We start from the raw sequence: 22,719 nt of genomic DNA on the forward strand, positions 1-22,719 counted from the left end.
AGATTTTTTCTAATTTAATTTTAAGTTAAAAAAACAGACAATATTTTATTCAGGAATAAAGCTTGCTTAATTTTTTTAAGTCTGCTTAAAACAGCCTCATTAAAAGGATGTCTTGGTGGTGTTTTTTGTTTTTCTTTTGGGTCGTATAACATTCCAGTGCAAAGACACATTTTGTTTTCTTTGCTTTGCAGAATTTGATAATTTGTACAGGTTTTGCATCCAGCCCAAAAACTTGGATCTGTTGTTAATTCTGAGAAAGGAACAGGCTTATAACCTAAATCTGAATTGATTTTCATCACAGCCAAACCGGTTGTAATTCCAAATATCTTAGCATCCGGATATCTCTGTAAAGAATAATCAAAAACTTTTGATTTTATTTTTTTTGCCAATCCTAAACTTCTGTAGTCCGGATGTACAATTAACCCAGAATGTGCTACGAATTTTCCGTGTTGCCAGCTTTCGATGTAACAAAATCCAGCAAATTTCCCGTCTGCCAGAGCAATCATTGCATCACCATTCGACATTTTTTTCTGAATATACTCAGGAGTTCTTTTAGCAATCCCCGTACCTCTCAACAAGGCAGATGATTCTATCGTATCGCAAATTTCCTGTGCGAATTTGAAGTGTTCTTCCTGGGTAACAACAATAGAGATCTTCATTTCAATAATTGAAGTTAGAGTTAAAAATTAAAGCATATTGTTTAGTTTGAAATCCAGAATTGAATCCAATAAAATTAAGCAAAATAGAAGTAACATTCTCAAAATCAAAATATTGATTAAGAAAATTTACAAAATAATAAATACTTTTAGGATATGTTTGTCCAATGGACAAATTATGTGATTTCAAAATGAAAAATGGATATGAATAAATATACGGCTATAAAACTCAGTGAATACTATAGAGATAGTATCCGTACTTCGGGAGAAGTAATCGGTGAGTTTGTCCGTGACAAAGAAGTTATATGTAAACTTATTTTATTCATCGGTGCAAAAGTACACTATTTTTTTATTTACAAAACAAAAAAAATAAATTCTAACATTTTTTTAATGTTTTGTTGTTTTTAAACAAAAGAAAACCCGATAGAAAAATATAACTATCGGGTTTACAAAGTTTTAATTTTAAGTATTTTTAATTCTTAGTAAACGGAATTGTTTGTCCATTACCCAGAATAATCATATCAAATCCTGTTTTAGCCTCATTAAATTTAAATTTTAACCCAGCTCCTGTAGATTGAAACGTATCTTTTTCATTCTCAACAGGCACTACTGAGAACTTAGGATAGTTTGTAATTTCAACATTCAAAGTGCTGTTTTTTTCTGTAAACTCAATTTTTAATGGTGCTCTAGCAGTTGAATATAATCCTAAATAACCATCTAAAATTATATCTTTCTCTATTTTTCCATTTCCTGATGTCCATATATTATTTGCATCATTATGATCAGGGAAAATATGATCCGGATCAAGTGTTATACTTTCAATTTCTTCAGTAGAATTATGTTTAAAAGTCCAGACATTGTTACGTTGCCAAACATCTACCGGTACTTTTACTCTTGAAACTTTTCCGCTTTTTGTTTTCACATCCAGAATAATTGGCAATGCCATTTTATCAAAGTTTTCAACTGTTATAGCAACACCTTTTGACGGGTCATTTTTTATATACTTAATTGAGTTAATTCCCTGATCAAAGCGCCAGTTGTTTACAAACCAGCTTCTCCAGAACCAGCTTAAATCTTCACCGGCAACATTTTCCATAGATCTGAAAAAGTCATCAGGTTGCGGGTGTTTATAAGCCCAACGTTGGATATAAGTACGGAAAGCAGTATCAAAACGCTCTTTTCCTAATATTTGTTCTCTCAAAATTATTAAAGCTGTACTTGGTTTAAAATAACACAACATCCCAATATTAGCTTCTTTCATATTATCAGGAGAACTCATTACTGTTTCTAATTCAGGTCTTGTAAATGACTCTGCTCCTTTGTGTAAATCTGTTGGTTTTTCAACATATTCTCCTTTATTGAATTCGGCAGTACTTAATGAATTGATAAAAGTATTAAAGCCTTCATCCATCCAACCAAACAATCTTTCGTTTGAACCTACAATCATAGGAAACCAGATATGTCCAAATTCGTGATCTGTTACTCCCCATAAATCTTGTCCTTTTGATTCCCATCCACAAAAAACAATTCCAGGATATTCCATTCCTCCTTCGTTTCCTGCAACGTTTGTCGCTACCGGATAAGGATATTCAAACCATTGCTTAGAATAATGCTCGATTGCACCTTTTACATACTCAGTCGAACGTCCGTAAGCATCTTTTCCTGCACTTTCTACAGGATAAGCTGATAAAGCCAAAGCTTTTTTACCGCTTGGTAAATTAATTTTAGCTCCATCAAGAATAAAAGCCGGAGATGATGCCCAAGAAAAATCGCGGGCATTTTTTATTTGATAATGCCATGTTTTTTGCCCTGAAGCATTTGTATTTGCAGTTGCAGCTACTTCTTCAGCAGAACGTATCGAAACTGTTTTATCGCTTAAAGAAGCTTCTTTATAGCGCTTAAACTGATCTGCAGGTAATACTTCTGCTCCGTTTATTAATTCTCCTGAACCTACTACAAAGTGATTTGCAGGCACTGTAAGTTTTACATCAAAATTACCATATTCTAAATAAAACTCTGATGCTCCTAAATAAGGTGCCGTGTTCCAGCCTTTTATATCATCATACACACACATACGCGGATACCATTGTGCGATTGTAAAAATTTTACCATTTTTAGTTTCTAAAACTCCCATTCTGTCTGATCCTTCAAAAGGAGCAATAAATGAGAATTCAATTTTAATTTTTACAGAGCCTCCTTTTGATGCTAGTACTTCCGGAAGAAAGATTTGCATTCTGGTATCTGTAACTACGTATTTTGCTTCAATTTCTGTCGTTTTCTTTCCAACAGAAATCACTTTTACCGATTTGATTTTATTTCCTCCGTCAAAAACCTGTCCCTGTGCCCCATTACGGCTTCCTGTTAAAGGCACAACAGCATTTCCTCTGGAATCATCTTTGAATAAATTCTGATCTAAATTCAACCAGACAAATGACATTTTATCCGGACTGTTATTCGTATAGGTGATTTCGTCTGTACCAACAATCTCATTTGTTGTTCCGTTTAACTTTGCTGTTATCTGATAATCAGCTCTGTTTTGCCAATATTCAACTCCTGGCTGACCGCTGGCAGATCGCGTTGGTGTTCCGTTCTTGGTATAAAAATTTGGCCCAAACGCATCGTGGTAATTGTAATTATTAACTGGATTCACTGCTGCTGGTGCAGGCGTTTGTTGCGCCCATACAGAGGAAATTCCAACAAACAAAGCCATGGTTAATAAGGCTTTTGAAGATTGTATTTTCATATTTTTTAGCTGTTTATGTAGCAAATTAATGAAAAAAAAAGCTATTTACAGAGAAAATGAGAATCATAAATTCAATTTTAGCAAAATTTTATCAAAAAAATATTTTGAAGGATTTTCCTGAAAAAATAAAATTTATCAAATATATTTACATCAATATAAAATTAACCCCTTACAATCTTAAAAATTTTGAATACAACTATTTCAAATTCAACCCTAACTGCAACTATAAACCACTCCGGAGCTGAATTATTTTCATTAAAAAACAATCAGAATAAAGAATATATCTGGGAAGGCAATCCTAAATTCTGGGCAAAGCATTCACCAGTACTTTTTCCTATTGTGGGAACTTTAAAAAATAACAGTTATACAATTGACGGAAAAGAATATCAATTATCAAGACATGGTTTTGCACGTGATATGGAATTTCAATTGATCGACAGAACTGAAAATAGTGCCATTTTTTCATTGAATTCAACTCCTGAAACTTTGAAAAAATATCCTTTTGATTTTGAATTACAACTGATATATACTCTTGAAGAAGCCTCATTAAACATTGAATATAAAGTAATCAATAAAGATAATTCTAAAATGCCGTTTTCAATTGGAGCTCATCCTGCAATAGCATTGCCTGACAATTTTGAAAATTATGCTTTTCAATTTGAAAAAGAGGAGATTTTAAAATATTATCTTTTGGAGAATGATTTAATTTCGAATCAAACCAAAATTTTGGAGACCAAAAACAATCTTGTTCCTTTACATTATCAACTGTTTGAAAATGATGCATTAATTTTTAAAACATTAAAATCAAATTCATTAACTATTCTCGAAAATTCAATACCTTATGTAAAAGTTGATTTTGAAGATTTTCCGAGTTTAGGAATATGGACTAAAGATCAGGCACCATTTGTTTGTATCGAGCCTTGGCTGGGCTATTCTGACACTTCCGAAAATTCAGGAAATTTATTTAAAAAAGAAGGAATACTAGTTTTAGATCCAAAACAAATTTTTCATTCAAAATTTAGTATCACAATATTATAATCCACGAAAATGTTACAATTTAACTTTACTCCATTTCCTGTATTAGATACAGAACGTTTACTTTTAAGAAGAATAACAGACGAAGATGTTAACGAAGTTTTTGAATTACGTTCAAATCCTGAAACCATGAAATATATTCCACGTCCATTGGTAAAAAATTCTGAAGACGCTTTGGAACATATTGCTATGATTGAAGATAAAATCATAACTAATATGGGAATTAATTGGGGAATAACATTAAAAGACAATTCTAAATTATTAGGCATTATTGGTTATTACAGATTACAGCCTGAAAATTATCGTGCTGAAATTGGTTATATTTTATTACCTGAGTTTCATGGTAAAGGAATTATTCCCGAAGCTGTAAACCGATTAATTACTTATGGCTTTGAAGATTTAAATTTACACTCTATTGAAGCCATAATTGATCCGGAAAATTATGCCTCCGAAAAAGTATTACAAAAATGTGGCTTTGTAAAAGAAGCACATTTAAAAGAATCTGATTTTTATGAAGGCCGCTTTTTAGACAAGGTAATTTATTCTTTATTAGAACCTAAGTAATTTCATTTCATACTGCAAAAAAATATTCTTGTTAAATTAAAGTTATCATATAATAGTAATCTGTGGTTTGCGTTATATTTGCACGCGAAATAAGCACTGAAGCTTTATTTAAATACCACGAAAGCCTTACTTTTATGAAAAAAATACTTATTGCCCTTGTTCTTTTTTTTTCGATTCAATCTCAAAGTCAAACCTTTGTTAAATTTAATGCCGCAACCGCTTTATTAGCAATACCTAATGTAGGTATTGAAACTAGCATTGGCGATAAAATGACTTTTAGTGTTGATGTAATGGCTTCTTTCTGGCAGTCTTTTAATGGTCACAGCCCTATGGAGTTTTATACATTAACTCCCGAAGTACGTTACCACTTTAAAGAAAAATACAATGGATTTTATATAGGTGGACATGCCGGACCAGACATGTACAAAATTCAAAAATGGAATTACTGGGATACTAACAAATATGAACACGGTTTTGGTTATCGCTTAGGTGTTACAGTTGGATATAACATCAAACTAAGTGATAAGTTTTTAATCGATATTTTTGCAGGAGGTGGCTGGCATCAAGGTTTCTATCATGGATATTATAATGACGGAACTCCTGGCAGATATGAAAAAACGGTAAACTGGAACAAAAGTGGAGAATGGCTTCCGTATCGTGGAGGTGTTATGATTTCTTATAAATTGTAATTATTCAACAAATTTAGGTAACGATTTCACATATAAATCTTCTACCTTTTTACGAGCCCAATCGGTTTTTCTTAAAAAAGTCAAACTGGATTTTACACTTGGATTCGAAATAAAACACTTTACAGGAATTAATTCTGCCAAGGTATCAAAACCATAATGATTTACTAATGCTTCTACTATTTTTTGAAGTGTAACTCCGTGAAGAGGGTCTTTTGACTGATTTTCCATGTTATATATTTTAAATAATACTAAAAGACCGTCCTTGAAAAAGTACGGTCTTTTTTGCAAAATTAACGAATTGACCTAAAACAATTCATTAAAATTTAGAATATGAATTTAAATCCAAAAGAAAGCGGAGATGTTAGATTTGGTGCACTTCCTTTCAAAGCTGTGTTATAATACGAATCAACATTTGCTACATGTGCTAATCCAAAATTAGTTACAGTTGTTTTTTCGCCATTTTTAGGATCCAGAGTTGTAGAAGTAAAGTTTGCCAAATCATATGAAAACTCAACTGAGAAGTTTTTTGTAATAAAGTAATCAAATCCTCCTGATACTGCAACACCAACCTGAGTAACTTTTAACTCACTTTCTTTTTCTTTTCCCGTAATTACAGGCAATGCTAATTGCCCAAAGAAATACAAAGAACCGGCAATATTCCAATATTTTCTGGCTAAAGGTTCAATAACAATTAAATCTGTTTTTGCTGCAGTTCCCGCATCTGAATCTGCTTTAATGTTAATATATCCTATACCCGCACCTACAGCAACCGAAGGCGTGACAAATGTACCTACAATTGGCAATACAGATAAACTCGTATTCTTTACATCGGCAGTTTTAGTTTGCTGATAACCAAATTGGGATGTTGCAAACCAGGCCCCTTTTAAACCCTGATTTGAATCTTGCGCTTTTGCAGTTAATCCAATTAATGCAATACTTACGAATGTTAAAAGTTTTTTCATTTTAAGTTTATTTTTTAAATTATTTAACAAACTTAGTCGTAAGCTTTATGGGCAAAAATGATTTAAATCATAGATTAAAAAAAATCTTTAATTATCTTTGATTGTCAAAGTTTTTCAATTTTGTTTACATTTGCACCATGTTAAAAACAGTCAACATACTTAATAAAAGGGCACGATTTGATTATGAGATAATCGATACGTACACTGCAGGAATTGTATTATCCGGAACCGAAATTAAATCTATTCGTCTGGGAAAAGCTAACATTACAGAAAGCTTTTGTGAGTTTACTAACCTTGAACTTTTTGCTATCAATACCTATATTGAAGAATATTCATTTGGCAATCAGTTTAATCATAAATCAAGAAGCGAACGTAAATTGCTTTTGAACAAAAAAGAATTAAAAAGCCTTCACAAAAGTGTTCAGGCAAAAGGATTAACAATTGTTCCGCTGAAACTCTTTACCAATGAAAAAGGACTTGCCAAATTACAAATAGGTCTTTGTAAAGGAAAGAAAAACTACGATAAACGTGAATCTCTGAAAGAGCAGGACACAAAACGAGATTTAGACCGAATCAAGAAAGCTTACAATTAACAATACTTTTTAATTTTATTGTAAAGAATTGTTTATTAATATTTTATCGTTAATTTTATAGAAACAATTAACTTTAAAATATGAAAAAGTACTTCATTTTGTTTATTGCCGTTATGGCAATTTCAGGTTGTAGCAGTAACACTTCTATTGTTAATAGCTGGCGAGATCCTAAAATAACAGTTGCTCAGGAACATTTCAAAAAAGTTCTGGTTGTTGCATTAGTAAAAGATGAAGCATCAAGAAGAGTTGCTGAAAACAGAATTGCCGCCAGTAATCCAATATTTAAAACTTCGTATCAATACCTGAACGAAACCGTAAAACACCTTACTCAGGAACAAAAATTAAAAATCCTGCAAGACGAAAACTTTGACGGTGTTATTACTATGCGCTTAGTGAGTGCCGAAAAAGAGACCACTTATGTACCCGGAAGTTATACCGGTATCTATTATGGGGGTTTTGATGGTATTTATTCCGGAATGTACGGTTATGGTTTTGGGAACTGGTACGGAATGTACTCCCCTGCATTCTACGATCCGGGATATTATCAGGAAACGACATCGTATATGGTTGAAACCAATATTTTTTCATTAAAAGAAAATAAATTAATCTGGACGGGAACTACAAAATCAGATTATGTAACAGATCTAGGATCTACTGTTGATGCAATTATGCAGGCTGTAGTTAAAGAAATGAGAAAAGACGGTTCGTTACCTCCAAAATAAAAACCACAAAGCAACACCTAAAATGTTGCTTTTTTTTGTACAATTAAAAATGACTAAATTTGTCAAGACATTAAAAATCATTTATAAATGAAATCGCTTCTAAAAAATGCCAGGGAACAAAAAGGATATAAAACCCGCGAAGTAGCTCAGCTTTTAAGTATCGATCAGGCATTGATTAGTAAATTTGAATCAGGCACACGAAAACCAACTAAAGATCAAATTTCAAGACTAGCACAGCTTTTAGAAATTGACTATGAAACTTTAATGATTGCATGGCTTAAAGAAAAGATTCTTTATGAAATTGGTGATGAAGAATTTGCATTAAAAGCCCTTCTTTTGGCAGAGCAAGAAATTCAAAACAACAAAAAGGAAATAAATTCTATCATCATATCCTCTGTTCAAACTATACTGGATGAAATTGAAATCTTAAAAAACAAAATCCAATCCTTTAATCATTTTGAATTGCGCCAAATTTCAAAAAACTTAGAACTGGAATTTATTTTTAAAAGCATTTATTTAAACGGAAATTTTCTAACACTTGAAGAAACTAAATCTGTTATAAATGACGGGCTTACTATTACAGGGAAAAGCATGCAGAACCATCTTGAAGCAATTAATTTTCAGGAAGTGACATTATACATTAAAGATTTAAGTCAGAAGAAAACAGCTTTAAACGAAAAAGATTTTCTTTTAATACATCATCTGATCTTTAAAGGGATCGAATCTGAAAATTCAGGAAAATATAAAAATGATTCATTAATTATACGCGAAATGAATTTATTTTTCAATTGGTATGAAACACATAAAAACAATCTTCATCCTATCATTTTGGGCTCAGAAGCATATTTAAAAATACTTGAGATCAATCCTTTTGAAAATGGAAATCTTCAAATGGCGAATTTAATATTAAATTGGATTTTACTTCAAAACAATTATTTGTATGCCATAACTGAAGGTGATCAAAATAGTAAAAGTGAGTATTTTTCTATTTTGGAGGAAACTCAAATAAAGAATGATAAATCTATATTTATTAACTACATTCTTAAAATTGAAAAAGAAAATCTAAACCGGGCCCTGGAATTAGCATCAAAATAAAAAAAGCCCAGATTTAACCGGGCTTTCTTTTTTAATTTTTATCTTCTAACAAAGGAACAAATCGAAACTCTCCAAACTCATGTTTTTCAAACTGAGTTTCATTTTTCCTGATTAATAACGTCATAATCTGAACATCTTCTCCTAACGGAATAACCAGCCTGCCTCCTATTTTTAGCTGTGCCATTAAAGGCTGTGGAATAAATGGTGCTCCAGCCGTTACAATGATACTATCAAAAGGTGCATAACCAGGCAACCCTTTGTAACCATCACCAAACGATAAGTGTTTAGGGCGAATATTTAATTTTGGAAACAAATTTGAAGTGGTTTTAAACAACTCATTTTGTCTTTCAACACTAAAAACTTTAGCACCAAGCATGCATAAAACTGCTGTTTGGTATCCTGAACCAGTACCAATTTCAAGAATTTTATGTTCTTTTTTTACTTCTAACAACTGCGATTGAAAAGCAACGGTATACGGCTGTGAAATAGTTTGACCAGCTCCTATAGGAAATGCCTTATCCTGATAAGCATAATCTTCAAAACTTGAATTTAAAAAAAGGTGTCTTGGGATTTTTTTTATCGCATCCAAAACTGCTTTATCAGTAATCCCTTTTTGTTCTAAAGTGCTTACTAATTGATTACGAAGTCCTTGATGTTTGGCAGTATCTTTCAAAATGGGTAGGTTTTATTTTGGCAAAAATAAGAAACTAAATAGGAAATCAAATATTGATTTTTAATTATTAAATTAATAAAGTCGAAAGCCAAAAGTCGCAAGTCAAAAGCCGTTACCTATAATTTATAATTCCCAATTCACAATTCATAATTAGCTAAATTCATTTTTACTTTCGACAAATAAATTATATTTTTGTTTAAAATACATTCTCATGTTAAAAGTAGGAGTTTTAGGTGCTGGTCATCTTGGTAAAATACATTTACGCTTATTACAACAATCTGACCAATACGAATTAGTTGGATTTTACGACGAAAATCAAGAAAATGCCGAAAGAATTTCAAAAGAGTTTGGCTATAAAAACTTCAGCACAATTGCAAAATTAATCCACGCTGTCGATGTAATCGATATTGTAACTCCAACACTTTCGCACTATAAATGTGCCAAAGTAGCTATCAAATCAGGAAAACATATCTTTATAGAAAAACCAATTGCTAATACTGTTGATGAAGCCGAAGAAATTATTGCTTTGGCAAAAGAATACAATGTAAAAGGTCAGGTGGGTCATGTAGAGCGCTTTAATCCGGCGTTTATTGCTACAAAAAACATGATCGAAAATCCTATGTTTATCGAAACACATCGTTTAGCTGAGTTTAATCCTCGCGGTACAGATGTTCCTGTAGTCTTGGATTTGATGATTCATGATATTGATGCAATATTAAGTGTTGTTCATTCAAAAGTAAAAGACATTCACGCAAGTGGTGTTTCTGTTATTAGTGACACACCGGATATTGCCAATGCCCGAATTGAATTCGAAAATGGTTGTGTTGCCAATTTAACCGCCAGTAGAATTTCGATGAAAAATATGCGTAAAACTCGTTTCTTTCAAAAAGACGCATACATTTCGGTTGACTTTTTAGAAAAAAAATGCGAGGTAGTACGTATGAAAGATGCTCCTGAAATTCCGGGAGACTTTGATATGATACTACAAAATGCCGAAGGAGTAAAAAAGCAAATCTACTTTACCAATCCTGATGTGGAGCAAAACAATGCCATTCTGGACGAATTAGAATCATTTGCAAATGCTATTAATACAGATACAACTCCTGTTGTTACACTTGAACAGGCAACTGATGCCTTAAGAGTCGCATATCAGATTATTGATTGTTTCGATAAATAATTGAACGTTTAAAAAATAAATTAGCCACGAATTCACGAATCAATTGGTGAGTTCGTGGCTAAATCATAAATATAATACCTAACATAAAATGAAAACTATAGCTGTAATTGGTGCAGGAACAATGGGTAACGGAATTGCCCATACATTTGCACAAAGTGGTTTTGTTGTAAAACTTATTGATGTTTCTGAGAAATCATTAGACAAAGGAATGGCAACTATTGCAGCCAATTTAGACCGAATGCTGACCAAAGGAACTATTACTCAGGAAGAAGTTACCAAAACTATCACCAATATTATTACGTATACTGATATTAAGGATGGGGTTGTTGGCGTTGATCTGGTTGTTGAAGCCGCTACAGAAAATGTAGAGTTAAAACTTAATATTTTCAAACAACTTAATGAAGCTTGTTCTCATAATACTATTTTAGCTACCAACACTTCTTCTATTTCAATTACACAAATCGGATCTGTAGTAGCACATCCTGAACGTGTTATAGGAATGCACTTTATGAATCCGGTGCCAATCATGAAATTAGTCGAAATTATTCGTGGTTACAATACCAGCGATGAAGTCACTAAAATTATCATGGATTTATCTGTAAAACTTGGAAAAACTCCGGTTGAAGTAAACGATTATCCTGGTTTCGTTGCTAACAGAATTTTAATGCCAATGCTAAACGAGGCAATTGAAACGTTATACAATAAAGTTGCTGGTGTTTATGAAATCGACACGGTAATGAAATTAGGAATGGGACACCCAATGGGACCTCTTCAATTAGCTGATTTCATTGGTCTTGACGTTTGCCTGGCTATTTTAAATGTAATGTACGAAGGTTTCAAAAACCCAAAATATGCTCCTTGCCCATTATTGGTAAATATGGTAAGAGCCGGAAAACTAGGTGTAAAATCTGGTGAAGGTTTTTATGATTATAGTGAAAGTAAAAAAGCAGAGAAAATCTCGAAGCAGTTTTTATAAAAAACAAATATCATCATGTCGATTCAATCGAATTTAAATACAATCAAAGCTAGTTTACCAGAACATGTAACTCTCGTTGCTGTTTCAAAAACAAAACCTGTATCCGATTTGATGCAGGCTTATGAAGCAGGTCAGCGCATTTTTGGAGAAAACAAAATCCAGGAAATGACAGAGAAATGGGAACAAATGCCAAAAGACATCCAGTGGCATATGATTGGTCATGTTCAGTCAAATAAAGTCAAATACATGGCTTCTTATGTAAGTTTGATTCATGGAGTTGACAGCTTGAAATTATTACAGGAAATCAACAAGCAAGCTTTAAAAAACAACAAAATAATAGATTGTCTTCTTCAAATATATATTGCCGAAGAAGAATCTAAATTTGGTTTAGACGAAAACGAATTAAATGCACTTATTTCTTCATCTGATTTTAAAGCGATGAAAAATATTCGTATTTTAGGACTAATGGGAATGGCAACATTTACTGAAGATCAAAACCAGATAAAAAAAGAATTTATACATTTAAAATCGATTTTTGATTCGATACAAAAGCAAAAAGAAGTATCACAAAATACCTCTACATTGGATAATTTTTCGACAATTTCAATGGGAATGTCCGGAGATTATCAACTTGCGATAGAATGTGGCAGTACAATGGTTCGCATTGGCAGCAGTATTTTTGGGGGCCGTTGATTTCAATATCAATATCAATTGCAAAAATCAATATCAATGATAAAAGTTAAAAATTAATACCTTGAATGGAAAAAATATTCAATTTTGAAAATAGATTAGTTCGATTTGCAGGAGAATGTATTTTCTTCTCAAGGCAATTAGAAAGAATATTTGAAAATGAATACTATAAAAATCAATTAATTAGATCATCCGGAAGTGCATCATTAAATTTTGGAGAAACACAAGGAACCATAACAGACAAAGACTTTGTTTTCAAAGTTTCATTAGTTGTGAAAGAGTTAAAAGAATCCAGAAACTCATTAAAAAATTCTGGATTACATTAAAGAAGGTGATGGAGACAAAAGAAACAAACTTCTCATTGAAGTAGAGCAACTAATCGCAATTTCATCAAAAATGATAATAAACAAAAAATAATTTTTTCAATAACAATATCAATTTCAAAAATCAATATCAATGGCAAAAATCAATATTTCAAAATTGAAATTTATGATTGCCTTTAATATTGTGATTGTCATTGATTTTTGATATTGACATTGAATATGTACGCAATACTAGACATAGAAACCACTGGAGGACAGTTTAATGAAGAAGGAATTACTGAAATTGCCATCTATAAATTTGATGGATATGAAGTAGTTGACCAATTCATTAGTCTTGTTAATCCCGAAATTCCGATTCAGCCCTTTGTGGTTAAATTAACCGGAATCAATAATGCTATGCTGCGTTCTGCTCCTAAGTTTTTTGAAGTTGCTAAACGAATTATAGAAATCACTACCGATTGTATTATTGTCGCACACAATGCTTCTTTTGATTACCGAATTCTACGTACCGAATTCAGACGCTTAGGTTACAACTTCGAAGCCAAAACCCTTTGCACAGTTGAACTGGCAAAAAAATTAATTCCTGAACAACCTTCTTATAGCTTAGGCAAACTGGTTCGTGCCCTTGGTATCCCAATGGCAGACAGGCATCGCGCCAGCGGAGATGCAATGGCTACCACAAAGTTGTTTAAAATGCTCTTAGAAAAAGACTTAGAAAAAACAATCGTAAAAGATTTTATAAAATTAGAAGTCGAAAAAGGAATTGCTCCAAAATTCTTAGATATTCTGGCACAAATGCCAACTAAAACAGGCGTTTATTATATTTATAACGAAAGTGGTACTTTGATATATATTGGTAAAAGCCAAAATATCAAAAAAAGAATCAATCAGCACTTTACCGGAATTACAACAAAAAGCAAAAAAATTCAGGCAGAAGTCTTCACTATAACCTATGATGAAACCGGAAGTGAACTCATTGCTCTTTTAAAAGAAAGCGAAGAAATAAAAGTAAACAAACCCAGATACAACCGCGCACAACGCAAGACTATTTTTCAATATGCCTTATATGCTGAAAAAGACGCTAAAGGATATATGAACTTAAAGCTGGAAAAAGCTGATGGCCGTAAAAAAGAAATTACTTCATTTGCCTCTTTACAGGAAGGAAAAAATGCACTTTTTAAATTCACTGCAAAATACCATTTATGCCAAAAGCTAACAGGTTTGTATCACACCAAAAAAGAATGTTTTCAATATAAAATCAAAGAATGTGATGGCGCATGCATTGGCGAAATTACACCAGAGGTTTATAACCTGCGAGTACAGCAATTTATTACCGAAAACAGTTTTGAAAACAAAAGTATGATTTTACTGGACAGAGGTCGAAATGTAAACGAAAGAAGCGCAATTTTAATCGAAAACGGAATTTACAAAGGTTACGCTTATTACGACCTTAATTACCAGATTACCAATATCGATATCCTGAAAAATATTTTAATCCCAATGCAGCACAACCGTGATGTTAAAAATATAATTCAAAATTATATCCGTAAAAGCAAGTCACTTAAAACCCTTCATTTCTAACAATTTAAAACTTTCATTATTTTGGTTGATATGAAAAACAGAAAATCAAAATACGAGATTTTCAGAGAAAAAACTAAAATCATTCTCTACGGCACCAATACCATTTTGGGCAGAATGTTCGATTTGGTTCTTCTTGGCTTAATTCTCCTCAGTGTACTCTTAGTAATGCTGGATACGGTTGAAGGAATCAATCAAAAATATCACAATCAGCTATTGATCTGCGAATGGATTATCACGATATTTTTCACGATAGAATACATCTTAAGAGTTATTTCTATTCAAAAACCTCTTAAATATGTTTTCAGCTTTTATGGAATTATTGATTTACTGGCTATTTTACCCATGTACCTCTCCATATTTTTCCCGGCAACAAATGTACTTACTATAGTTAGGGTTTTGCGTTTCTTACGATTATTCAAAATTCTGCACATTCCACAAATCTCACATCAGTCGGCTCAATTGAAAGAAGCATTACAAGCAAGCAAGGAAAAAATACTGGTTTTCATTTATTTTGTTGTAATCAGTGCTGTAATAATCGGATCGTTAATGTATGTTGTTGAAGGAAAAGAAAGTGGTTTTACCAGCATTCCGGTTGGTATTTACTGGTCGATCGTAACACTAACAACAGTAGGTTACGGAGATATCTCGCCAATTACTCCTTTAGGGCAATTTTTAGCATCTCTTGTAATGATTATGGGTTACGGAATCATAGCTGTTCCTACTGGAATTGTAACTGCTGAATTTGCCAAAACCAGTTTAAGAAACAGCTCTGTGAGTACCAAAAAACCTGTTCAAAATGCAATGCTCAAGTTCATTTTGACAGTGCCAAATATTGCTATCAATGCGGTAAAACATTACCTAATAATTAAATTTAGAAGCTAATCCGGCTGTACATTACAACTCCTCCTTATCTTTGTTGTTTTTTAAAGGCATAAAAAGAGCTTCTAAAGTCGCTTTTTTATCCCAAAAAAAACGAACAAATATAAGTCCGGGGTTTTCATTTCCATCCGGGCTAAAAACAATATGAAATACCTAATTACCATTGTCGGACCAACAGCAATAGGCAAAACAGCCTTAAGTATTGCTTTGGCACAACATTTTAAATGCGAAATCGTTTCTTGCGACAGTCGCCAGTTTTTCAAAGAAATGACCATTGGAACCGCTGTTCCTAATCCCGAAGAACTAAGTTCTGCCAAACATCATTTTATTCAGAATAAATCAATTTTCGAAAATTATACTGTTGGAGATTACGAAAAAGAAGCTTTGATTAAAATTGAAGAGCTATTTCAAACCAATGACTTTGTCATTCTTATTGGTGGTTCAGGTTTATATGTTGATGCTATTTTAAAAGGTTTCGACGAATTTCCGGAAATTGATCCCGAAGTTCGTGCTAAAGTAAATTCGAATTACGAAAAACTCGGAATTGAATATCTTCAGGAACAACTAAAAAATCTGGATCCGGAATATTATCAAAAAATAACCTTAGAAAATCCGCAGACTTTACAAAATCCACAGCGAATGATGCGTTTTGTAGAAGTTTGTATTGGAACCCAAAAACCGTATTCTTCCTTCTTAAACCAGAAGAAAAACAATAGAAACTTCACTCCTGTTTTAATTGGTTTAGATGCAGACAGAGAAATAATTTACAACCGAATCAACCAGCGTGTTGATATTATGATGAACGAAGGTTTGCTCGAAGAAGCAAAAGCTTTGTATCCTAATAAAGCGTTAAATGCACTTCAAACCGTCGGTTATAGAGAATTATTTAGTTATTTTGACGAAGAATTCTCTTTGCCTTTTGCCATAGATGAAATCAAAAAAAATACACGAAGATTTTCCAAAAGACAATTAACTTGGTTCAAAAGAAACGAAAAAACCAAATGGTTTGATTACGCAACAGATAGAAAAGAAATTATAAATTACATAGAAAATCTTCTAAAGTAAAATCAAATCTTTTTTCTATAATCTTTACTCTTTTCTCTAAAAAAATAAAAAAAATGCCAATATCTCCAAATTTCACATCAGTTTTAAGCAAAGACTGGGAAATCAATTTCACCCAATGTACACCGGCCGGATTTTTAAAATATACAGATCTCTGTAATATTTTACAATTAACTGCTGCTGCACATTCTGAAGTTGGCGGAATTAGTTTTTACGATATGCAGGAATTTCATCAGGCATGGGTTTTAAGCCGAATGCGCGTAGAAGTTCATGCCTTACCAAAATGGCAAGATGTTGTAACTGTAAAAACATGGATTAACAGCTTAGAAAATTCACGTTCTGTTCGTGCATTGGAAATGTATGTTAACGGAAAGAAAATTGTAGGCTGCGAAACCTATTGGGCTGTTTTTAACACACAAATTCGTCGTCCGGAAGCTTTGGCGCTTCCATACGAACATTTCGAATTATTCCCTGAAAACAGAGCAACTGAAGAAGGTTTCTCCAAAATAAACATCAATCATGAAAAAGAAGCTGTTTTTGAAAAAACAGTTTACCTATCTGATTTAGACATTGTAAACCATGTAAATAACGTAAAATATCTGGAATGGTGCCTGGATCATGTTGATCCAAAAAGAATCCTGAAACAAGAAGTTAAAAGCTTCGAAATGAATTTCATGAAAGAGCTTTCACTTCAGGACAATGTAGTGATTCACGAAAGTGAAGACGATGATCATACCACAGCAACATTCAGCATTACCAAAGGTGAAAAAACTTGTTTTGCTTTAGAATTGCATTGGAAATAAACCGTATTTTTTAGCGCTAATTTCCGCAATATTGTCATTTCGACGAAGCAGAAATCTTCGCTAGTAACTCCATAACGCATGTCCAATCTTTGTAGAGCTTCTTGTGGAGATTTCTCCTTCGTCGAAATTGACAAACTTGATGTATATCAACACTTGATAAAAACAAAAAAAAAAAACGATGCAAATTGCATCGTTTTTTGATCAAAATCATTTCGATTTCTTTTTAGAATCTTTCTTAGATTTTTTCTTTTTCTTCTTCTTTAACAAATCAATTTTGCCTTCAATTCTTTTCTCTACATCAGAAATATCCGATTCGTAATTGAATTGCAACGAATGAAGTTTGGCATTTTTAATTTCTTTTAATGCTTTTTTAAACTCATTTTGAGCTTCTAAAAGAATGGCTTTTTTGATGTAAATTTCAGATTTATTAATTCCTTTCACCGTTAAAGCAAAATCAATTAATTTTTGTGCTTCTTTGTAATCTTCATTTAAAATCAATGTTTTTAAATAATACGGATATACTTCAAGCGCATGAATATTAATAGACAAAGCTTGTTGAAAATAAGATTTCGCTTCCTCATAGTTCATTAATTGTTCTGCCTGAATTCTTCCGTACAAACACAAAACCATCGTGTTTTTATCATCATAAGAAAAAGCATAATCTAAAGATTCTATAGTTCCTTCAAGCCAAAACGGATAATTATCCAATGCCTGAAAAAGGTATTTATCAGTTGTTTTCATTTTATGTGTCGATATTTATTATTTTTTTGGTCACATATAATTCGCATATCATCATTGTTTTTTGTGACCAAGTTTTTAATTATGCTCATTTCGTAAATCGCTTTTTAGTTTTTGACGGGTTCCTTTATAACTTTTCTCAACTTTATTCTTTTTAAAATCACTTCCAGTAAACACTCTGACTGGATTTCCTCGCTCAACATTCAGCTGATTTTCCCATTGTTTGCCCACGTGATTTTTAAGCTGAATTAGTTTTTCGTCATCTAATTTTTTTAATAACCTTTCTGTTGCCAGTTTTTTGTTTTGGTGTTGTGAACGGCTGTCCATTGCCACAACTGCAATTCCCGTTGGAATATGTGTCGCACGAATTGCTGAACTTACTTTATTTACATGCTGACCGCCGGCGCCGGAACTTCGCATAGCCTGATATTGAATATCATTTTCAGAAACCGATGTATTTTTCTGCGCCTCAATCTCAAAAATCCCTATAAACCAGTTCTTGCGTTTGTGCATTTTCCTAAACTGACTCTGACCAATCCATTGAATGGTTCCAATCCAGGAATTTACAAAATTGTCAGCATTTTTACCTTTTACAGCAATAGATGCTGTTTCAACAGTTCCATTTTCTTGTCCAGCCTCTCTTTGCAGTAACACAGTATCTAAATTCTGATCTTGTGCTTCTTCTAAAACTTTTTTAAGTACCTGGGCAACAACCCAGGTACATTCTGCAGGTCCGCGACCCGCTGTTATTTGAATGATTCTTTCCATTTTTCTAATATTTTAAGAAGCTTTGTTCTGTTTTTTGCTTCTTTAATAAATTTTGGAAGCCTTGAAATCATAGTTCCATTGCCGCTTCCATTATTATTTCTTTCTCTTAAACTGGCTTTAATGTATCTTTCTAAATACGTTATATGTTCTTGATTGTAAGCCCAAAAAATATTTTCTTTGACTTCTTTTTGAAACCAAAGCGGTAAATTATACCAGCAATCACGTATTAAACCATCCTTTTCAGGTTCTACTTTAAATGCATAAGTCTTGGGGCGTATTTCTTCCTGAAAATTGCAATGCGGGCATTTAACTTTATACCTTTCAGGGACTTTTTTAAAGATCTGAGATTCTAAATCAAATTTTTCAAAACAATTGCCACAATAGTGCTTCCCAAAAGTCTTATATTGATAAACAGGTTCATCAATCTTGTGAAAACATTTCTTACACTCAAAAGTCATTACAGTACAATTTCCACATTCACAATTTTTAGGCACTTCTTTCAAAGTTGCCTTGTTATCACATTTTGGGCATCTTACTAAAACTTCATTGTAAAAATTCCTTAGCCATTTATTCTCATCCTGAAATCTTTCCATAATTTTACTTCTTTAGCGATCCATTCTAACAATCTTTGGCGTAAAAGTTCCCAAAACTTCAACCAAATCACTTTGATTCGCCATCACTTTTGTAATGTCTTTGTAAGCCATTGGAGCTTCGTCAATATTGCCTCCAATCAAGGTTACATCATTAGCTTTCAAAACCTTTTTAATTTCACTTTGCGTAAAAGTACTTTTGCATTTGGCTCTTGAAAACAAACGTCCGGCACCATGCGAAGCCGAGTTTAAACTTTCTGTATTTCCTTTACCTTTTACGATATATCCCGTAGCCGTCATCGAGCCTGGAATAATTCCTAATTGACCTTCTGCCGCAGGCGTTGCTCCTTTTCTGTGTACAATACATTCCTGACCGTTTACCATTTCTTTCCAGGCAAAATTGTGGTGGTTTTCAATCGTTACCACTACTCTTTTTCCAATGGCTTTGGCAATTCGTCTGTGAATATCATCATGACAGGCTTTAGCATATTCTCCAGCTAAATTCATCGCCAGCCAGTATTCCTGACCATCGTGCGTATTCAAATCTAACCAGGCCAAATGCTGTACGTTTTTAGGCAACGGGCATTGTTTTGTCGCTAAATAGGTATAATGTTTCGCTATGTTTGCACCTAAACCACGAGAACCACTATGCGAAAGAACAGCAAAATATTCGCCTTTTTCAAGCTTCCATTCGTTCTCCGGATTTTCAATTTTAGCAATTCCAAATTCTACAAAATGGTTTCCTCCTCCAGAACTTCCTAATTGTTTATAGGCTTTTGGCAAAAGATTTTTCAGTAATGGAATATCCTGAAATTCACTTTTATAAAATACTTCATGATCCACTCTTGAAGCATGAGTTTCATACATTCCAAATTTAGTATTGTCCTTCAAAATTGCTTCCAGCTGATGTTCTCTTCCTTTAAAATGAGAAGCCGGCAAATCAAAAATAGAAAGACTCATTCGGCATCCAATATCAACTCCTACTCCGTATGGAATTACAGCGTTATCTGTTGCCAAAACGCCTCCAATTGGGAGTCCATAACCTGAATGTGCATCCGGCATTAAAGCTCCGGCAACTGAAACCGGCAATTTCAACGAATCGTATAATTGAAATTTTGCCTGCTGATCTATTTCATTTTCACCAAAAATGGTAAAAGGTGCTCTGGTCGTTTTAAGCTGATGCATTCTTACCTGAACCGGATTTATCAACCCCTCAGCTACTTTACCCCAGGTACCGTTTCCTTCATATTTTTCAGGATTTAGCAGTACATCTTTTGCTTCTGTTAGAATAGATTCTTTTTTCTCTCTTTTTCTATATCTGTTTATCTGCCCTAAAGCGATATTTATTGAATTGTTTTTTGGAAAGCCCAATTTAATCAGGTCTTTTCCGGATAATTTATTTCCCATGATTTATATCATTTCGTCTGTATATTGTTGGTACAATAGGTGCAGACTTTTATTTTTAATTGGATTTTGCTCTCTTGGATTTTCATTTTGATAATACTTCCAACGATGAGAAAAACCATCTACTAATTTGTTTATCTTATATCTTAAATTAAGATTAGTAATGTAATTATCGAGAAGCTGGATTTCACTTTCCAAATCTGAATCGACCATCTTTGTATGTGTGATCATATACGGACTTACGCGAAGTACATAACGCCAGGGTTCGTTGAACACATAATGAGTTTTATAGCGCTTAAAATTGCTGCACCAACGTTCCCTTTTATAAAAATGTACTTTTTCTTTCTCTGTCAATCCCAACTTTGGACTTTTCCATTCCCATTCTAAAAATTCTTTTACAGTTTGAAACTTTTCAACATATACATTTCTCCTTTTTCTCTTTTTCTTTCTTTTAAAAGATTTTTCAGAAGAAAACTGCCATGTATTTATTTTGTCTAATAATGTTCTGTAAAATTCAGCTTCATTAGATCTTGATACATCTTCTCTCAGTATAAAATTTCGTTGCCATCCTTTTTGATAAGGATTCGCTAATGGAACTAATGGTAAATCTCTTCGTTTCTTCCAGAGTTCGACTTCGAGCTTTCTTAACTGGATAAGTTGTTTTTCAAAATCTTGTTTTACTAATCTTTTTTTCCTTTTCTTACTTTTAAAACGAGTACATAAAGCATACTCATCTACCGTATAATTTTGCATTAAAAAAATTATAGTGCATTAAATTAACAGCCAAACAGGCTTAAACATTTTATCCCTGACAGGATAAATAATAAAATCGGTTTTTCGGGAAAATTTGAAGTGTCTAGAATAAAAAAAAGCCCGAAACTAAATGTCTTCGGGCTTTTATATATCTAAAAATGTATTTCTAGGATTGAAATAAGCCACGAAGAAGCGCTGCACCAAATTCGTTTGGTGTGAAGCTTTGTGATGTCAATGTAAGTACAAACATTTTTCTTCGTTTTTAAAGGGTTATTATTTTTTTCGTGTGCAAATATTCAGAATACTTTTTTGATTTTCCAAATTTATTTTAAAGAAAATTCATCAAAAAATAAATTCATGTACTTTTCAAACTATAAAAAAACACAATATCTTTCTGAAAACTAAACCTATAGCCCAGATTTCTGCTTGTCGAAATGACAACATTAAGCAATAGTAATTTATAGCTATTTTGCAGGCATAAAAAAAGCCCTGATTTCTCAGAGCTTATATTTTGCAGGTGAATTTATTATTCAGAAACTTTGCTTTTTACAACCAATCTAAAACCTTCTCCGTGGATGTTTAAAATTTCAACATCTTCGTCAGCTTTTAGGTATTTTCTAAGTTTAGCGATGTAAACGTCCATACTTCTTGAAGTAAAATAGTTATCGTCTCTCCAGATTTTAGTCAATGCTAATTCTCTTGGCATTAAGTCATTTTCATGAATGATAAGCATTTTAAGCAATTCATTCTCTTTTGGAGATAATTTAATTGGCTCTTCATCCTGGAAAGTTAAGAATCTAAGTTTTGAATTTAAATGGAATTTACCAATATTAAATTCAAATTGTACTTGTTCTGCTTTTGTATCAGCTGATTTTCTTTGAATAATAGCTTTGATTTTCATTAATAAAACTTCTGAATCAAAAGGTTTATTTAAATAATCATCAGCACCGGCTTTATATCCTTTTAATACATCTTCTTTCATTGACTTTGCAGTTAAGAAGATAATTGGCACTTCGCTATTCTTTTCTCTAATTTCTTTGGCTAAAGTATAACCATCTTTATAAGGCATCATTACATCAAGAATGCATAAGTCATAGACATCTTTCTTGAATTTCTCGAAACCTTCCATACCGTTTTTAGCTAAAGTAACTTCAAAGTCATTTAACATTAGATAATCTTTAAGAACTGCCCCAAAATTAAGGTCATCTTCTACTAAAAGTATTCTTTTGTTATTATTTTCCAT

General features: G+C 32.6%; 24 protein-coding genes and 1 pseudogene. 14 read left to right on the forward strand and 11 right to left on the reverse strand.

The window, feature by feature from the left end; translation table 11 throughout:
- Positions 1-20: 20 nt before the first annotated feature.
- Complete coding sequence (locus A4F88_RS04865; protein ID WP_068841371.1) at positions 21-659, reverse strand: GNAT family N-acetyltransferase; 639 nt, start codon at positions 657-659, stop codon at positions 21-23.
- Positions 660-1,128: 469 nt separating this feature from the next.
- Positions 1,129-3,399, reverse strand: a complete 2,271-nt coding sequence (locus A4F88_RS04875) for a M1 family metallopeptidase (RefSeq protein WP_068841373.1) — start codon at positions 3,397-3,399, stop codon at positions 1,129-1,131.
- Positions 3,400-3,585: 186 nt separating this feature from the next.
- On the opposite strand from A4F88_RS04875, the gene A4F88_RS04880 reads away from it, so the two are divergent.
- The 3 genes from A4F88_RS04880 to A4F88_RS04890 all read left to right on the forward strand — a co-directional run bounded on the left by A4F88_RS04880 (position 3,586) and on the right by A4F88_RS04890 (position 5,687).
- Positions 3,586-4,437, forward strand: coding sequence for an aldose 1-epimerase family protein (locus tag A4F88_RS04880; RefSeq protein ID WP_068841374.1), 852 nt, complete (start codon positions 3,586-3,588; stop codon positions 4,435-4,437).
- A 9-nt stretch (positions 4,438-4,446) separates the two neighbouring features.
- Positions 4,447-4,998 (forward strand): GNAT family N-acetyltransferase, encoded by a 552-nt coding sequence (locus tag A4F88_RS04885; protein ID WP_068841375.1) that lies wholly within the window; start codon positions 4,447-4,449, stop codon positions 4,996-4,998.
- Between the two features lie 134 nt (positions 4,999-5,132).
- Positions 5,133-5,687, forward strand: coding sequence for a DUF3575 domain-containing protein (locus tag A4F88_RS04890; RefSeq protein WP_068841376.1), 555 nt, complete (start codon positions 5,133-5,135; stop codon positions 5,685-5,687).
- On the opposite strand, the gene A4F88_RS04895 is transcribed toward A4F88_RS04890, so the two are convergent.
- Positions 5,688-5,915, reverse strand: coding sequence for a VF530 family protein (locus A4F88_RS04895; RefSeq protein WP_068841377.1), 228 nt, complete (start codon positions 5,913-5,915; stop codon positions 5,688-5,690). It lies immediately after the preceding gene.
- Positions 5,916-6,010: 95 nt separating this feature from the next.
- Positions 6,011-6,649 (reverse strand): outer membrane beta-barrel protein, encoded by a 639-nt coding sequence (locus A4F88_RS04900; protein ID WP_068841484.1) that lies wholly within the window; start codon positions 6,647-6,649, stop codon positions 6,011-6,013.
- Positions 6,650-6,786: 137 nt separating this feature from the next.
- On the opposite strand from A4F88_RS04900, the gene smpB reads away from it, so the two are divergent.
- From smpB to A4F88_RS04915, 3 genes are all read left to right on the forward strand, one after another.
- Positions 6,787-7,242, forward strand: a complete 456-nt coding sequence (gene smpB / locus A4F88_RS04905; protein ID WP_068841378.1) for an SsrA-binding protein SmpB — start codon at positions 6,787-6,789, stop codon at positions 7,240-7,242.
- A gap of 80 nt (positions 7,243-7,322) precedes the next feature.
- Entirely contained in the window at positions 7,323-7,964 is a 642-nt protein-coding gene (locus A4F88_RS04910) for a hypothetical protein (RefSeq protein ID WP_068841379.1), read from the forward strand.
- Between the two features lie 87 nt (positions 7,965-8,051).
- Positions 8,052-9,059: a helix-turn-helix domain-containing protein gene (locus A4F88_RS04915; RefSeq protein ID WP_068841380.1), complete on the forward strand. Its 1,008-nt coding sequence runs from the start codon at positions 8,052-8,054 to the stop codon at positions 9,057-9,059.
- Between the two features lie 31 nt (positions 9,060-9,090).
- On the opposite strand, the gene A4F88_RS04920 is transcribed toward A4F88_RS04915, so the two are convergent.
- Positions 9,091-9,732, reverse strand: a complete 642-nt coding sequence (locus A4F88_RS04920) for a protein-L-isoaspartate(D-aspartate) O-methyltransferase (RefSeq protein ID WP_068841381.1) — start codon at positions 9,730-9,732, stop codon at positions 9,091-9,093.
- Positions 9,733-9,943: 211 nt separating this feature from the next.
- Here A4F88_RS04920 and A4F88_RS04925 point away from each other — a divergent pair, with 211 nt between their 5' ends.
- The 8 genes and pseudogenes from A4F88_RS04925 (at position 9,944) to A4F88_RS04960 (ending at position 17,223) form a co-directional block, all read left to right on the forward strand.
- Positions 9,944-10,909, forward strand: coding sequence for a Gfo/Idh/MocA family protein (locus A4F88_RS04925; RefSeq protein WP_068841382.1), 966 nt, complete (start codon positions 9,944-9,946; stop codon positions 10,907-10,909).
- 88 nt (positions 10,910-10,997) lie between these two features.
- Positions 10,998-11,885 (forward strand): 3-hydroxyacyl-CoA dehydrogenase family protein, encoded by an 888-nt coding sequence (locus tag A4F88_RS04930; RefSeq protein ID WP_068841383.1) that lies wholly within the window; start codon positions 10,998-11,000, stop codon positions 11,883-11,885.
- Positions 11,886-11,900: 15 nt separating this feature from the next.
- The gene (locus tag A4F88_RS04935; protein ID WP_068841384.1) at positions 11,901-12,578 is read left to right on the forward strand and encodes a YggS family pyridoxal phosphate-dependent enzyme; all 678 of its coding nucleotides are present in this window, start codon (positions 11,901-11,903) and stop codon (positions 12,576-12,578) included.
- Between the two features lie 65 nt (positions 12,579-12,643).
- On the forward strand, positions 12,644-12,901 hold the full coding sequence (locus A4F88_RS04940; protein WP_245179029.1) for a four helix bundle protein: 258 nt from the start codon (positions 12,644-12,646) through the stop codon (positions 12,899-12,901).
- Positions 12,902-13,117: 216 nt separating this feature from the next.
- On the forward strand, positions 13,118-14,479 hold the full coding sequence (locus A4F88_RS04945; RefSeq protein WP_068841385.1) for an exonuclease domain-containing protein: 1,362 nt from the start codon (positions 13,118-13,120) through the stop codon (positions 14,477-14,479).
- 30 nt (positions 14,480-14,509) lie between these two features.
- Positions 14,510-15,348 (forward strand): annotated as a pseudogene (locus tag A4F88_RS04950) (ion transporter).
- Between the two features lie 154 nt (positions 15,349-15,502).
- Complete coding sequence (miaA, locus tag A4F88_RS04955; RefSeq protein ID WP_068841386.1) at positions 15,503-16,423, forward strand: tRNA (adenosine(37)-N6)-dimethylallyltransferase MiaA; 921 nt, start codon at positions 15,503-15,505, stop codon at positions 16,421-16,423.
- Between the two features lie 53 nt (positions 16,424-16,476).
- Positions 16,477-17,223, forward strand: coding sequence for an acyl-[acyl-carrier-protein] thioesterase (locus A4F88_RS04960; protein ID WP_068841387.1), 747 nt, complete (start codon positions 16,477-16,479; stop codon positions 17,221-17,223).
- Positions 17,224-17,430: 207 nt separating this feature from the next.
- Here A4F88_RS04960 and A4F88_RS04965 read toward each other — a convergent pair whose 3' ends face one another.
- The 6 genes from A4F88_RS04965 to A4F88_RS04990 form a co-directional block, all read right to left on the reverse strand.
- Complete coding sequence (locus A4F88_RS04965; protein WP_068841388.1) at positions 17,431-17,964, reverse strand: hypothetical protein; 534 nt, start codon at positions 17,962-17,964, stop codon at positions 17,431-17,433.
- Positions 17,965-18,039: 75 nt separating this feature from the next.
- The gene (gene prfH, locus A4F88_RS04970; RefSeq protein ID WP_068841389.1) at positions 18,040-18,729 is read right to left on the reverse strand and encodes a peptide chain release factor H; all 690 of its coding nucleotides are present in this window, start codon (positions 18,727-18,729) and stop codon (positions 18,040-18,042) included.
- The gene (locus A4F88_RS04975; protein ID WP_068841390.1) at positions 18,708-19,322 is read right to left on the reverse strand and encodes a hypothetical protein; all 615 of its coding nucleotides are present in this window, start codon (positions 19,320-19,322) and stop codon (positions 18,708-18,710) included. The genes prfH and A4F88_RS04975 overlap by 22 nt, the downstream gene beginning before the upstream one ends.
- Positions 19,323-19,334: 12 nt before the next feature.
- Positions 19,335-20,726, reverse strand: coding sequence for an RtcB family protein (locus A4F88_RS04980; RefSeq protein ID WP_068841391.1), 1,392 nt, complete (start codon positions 20,724-20,726; stop codon positions 19,335-19,337).
- 3 nt (positions 20,727-20,729) lie between these two features.
- A complete protein-coding gene (locus tag A4F88_RS04985; RefSeq protein ID WP_068841392.1) occupies positions 20,730-21,476 on the reverse strand; it encodes a hypothetical protein in 747 nt (248 codons plus the stop codon).
- A gap of 526 nt (positions 21,477-22,002) precedes the next feature.
- Positions 22,003-22,719, reverse strand: a complete 717-nt coding sequence (locus tag A4F88_RS04990) for a response regulator transcription factor (RefSeq protein WP_068841393.1) — start codon at positions 22,717-22,719, stop codon at positions 22,003-22,005.

The sequence above is a fragment of the Flavobacterium chilense genome (assembly GCF_001602525.1).
Classification (GTDB): domain Bacteria; phylum Bacteroidota; class Bacteroidia; order Flavobacteriales; family Flavobacteriaceae; genus Flavobacterium; species Flavobacterium chilense.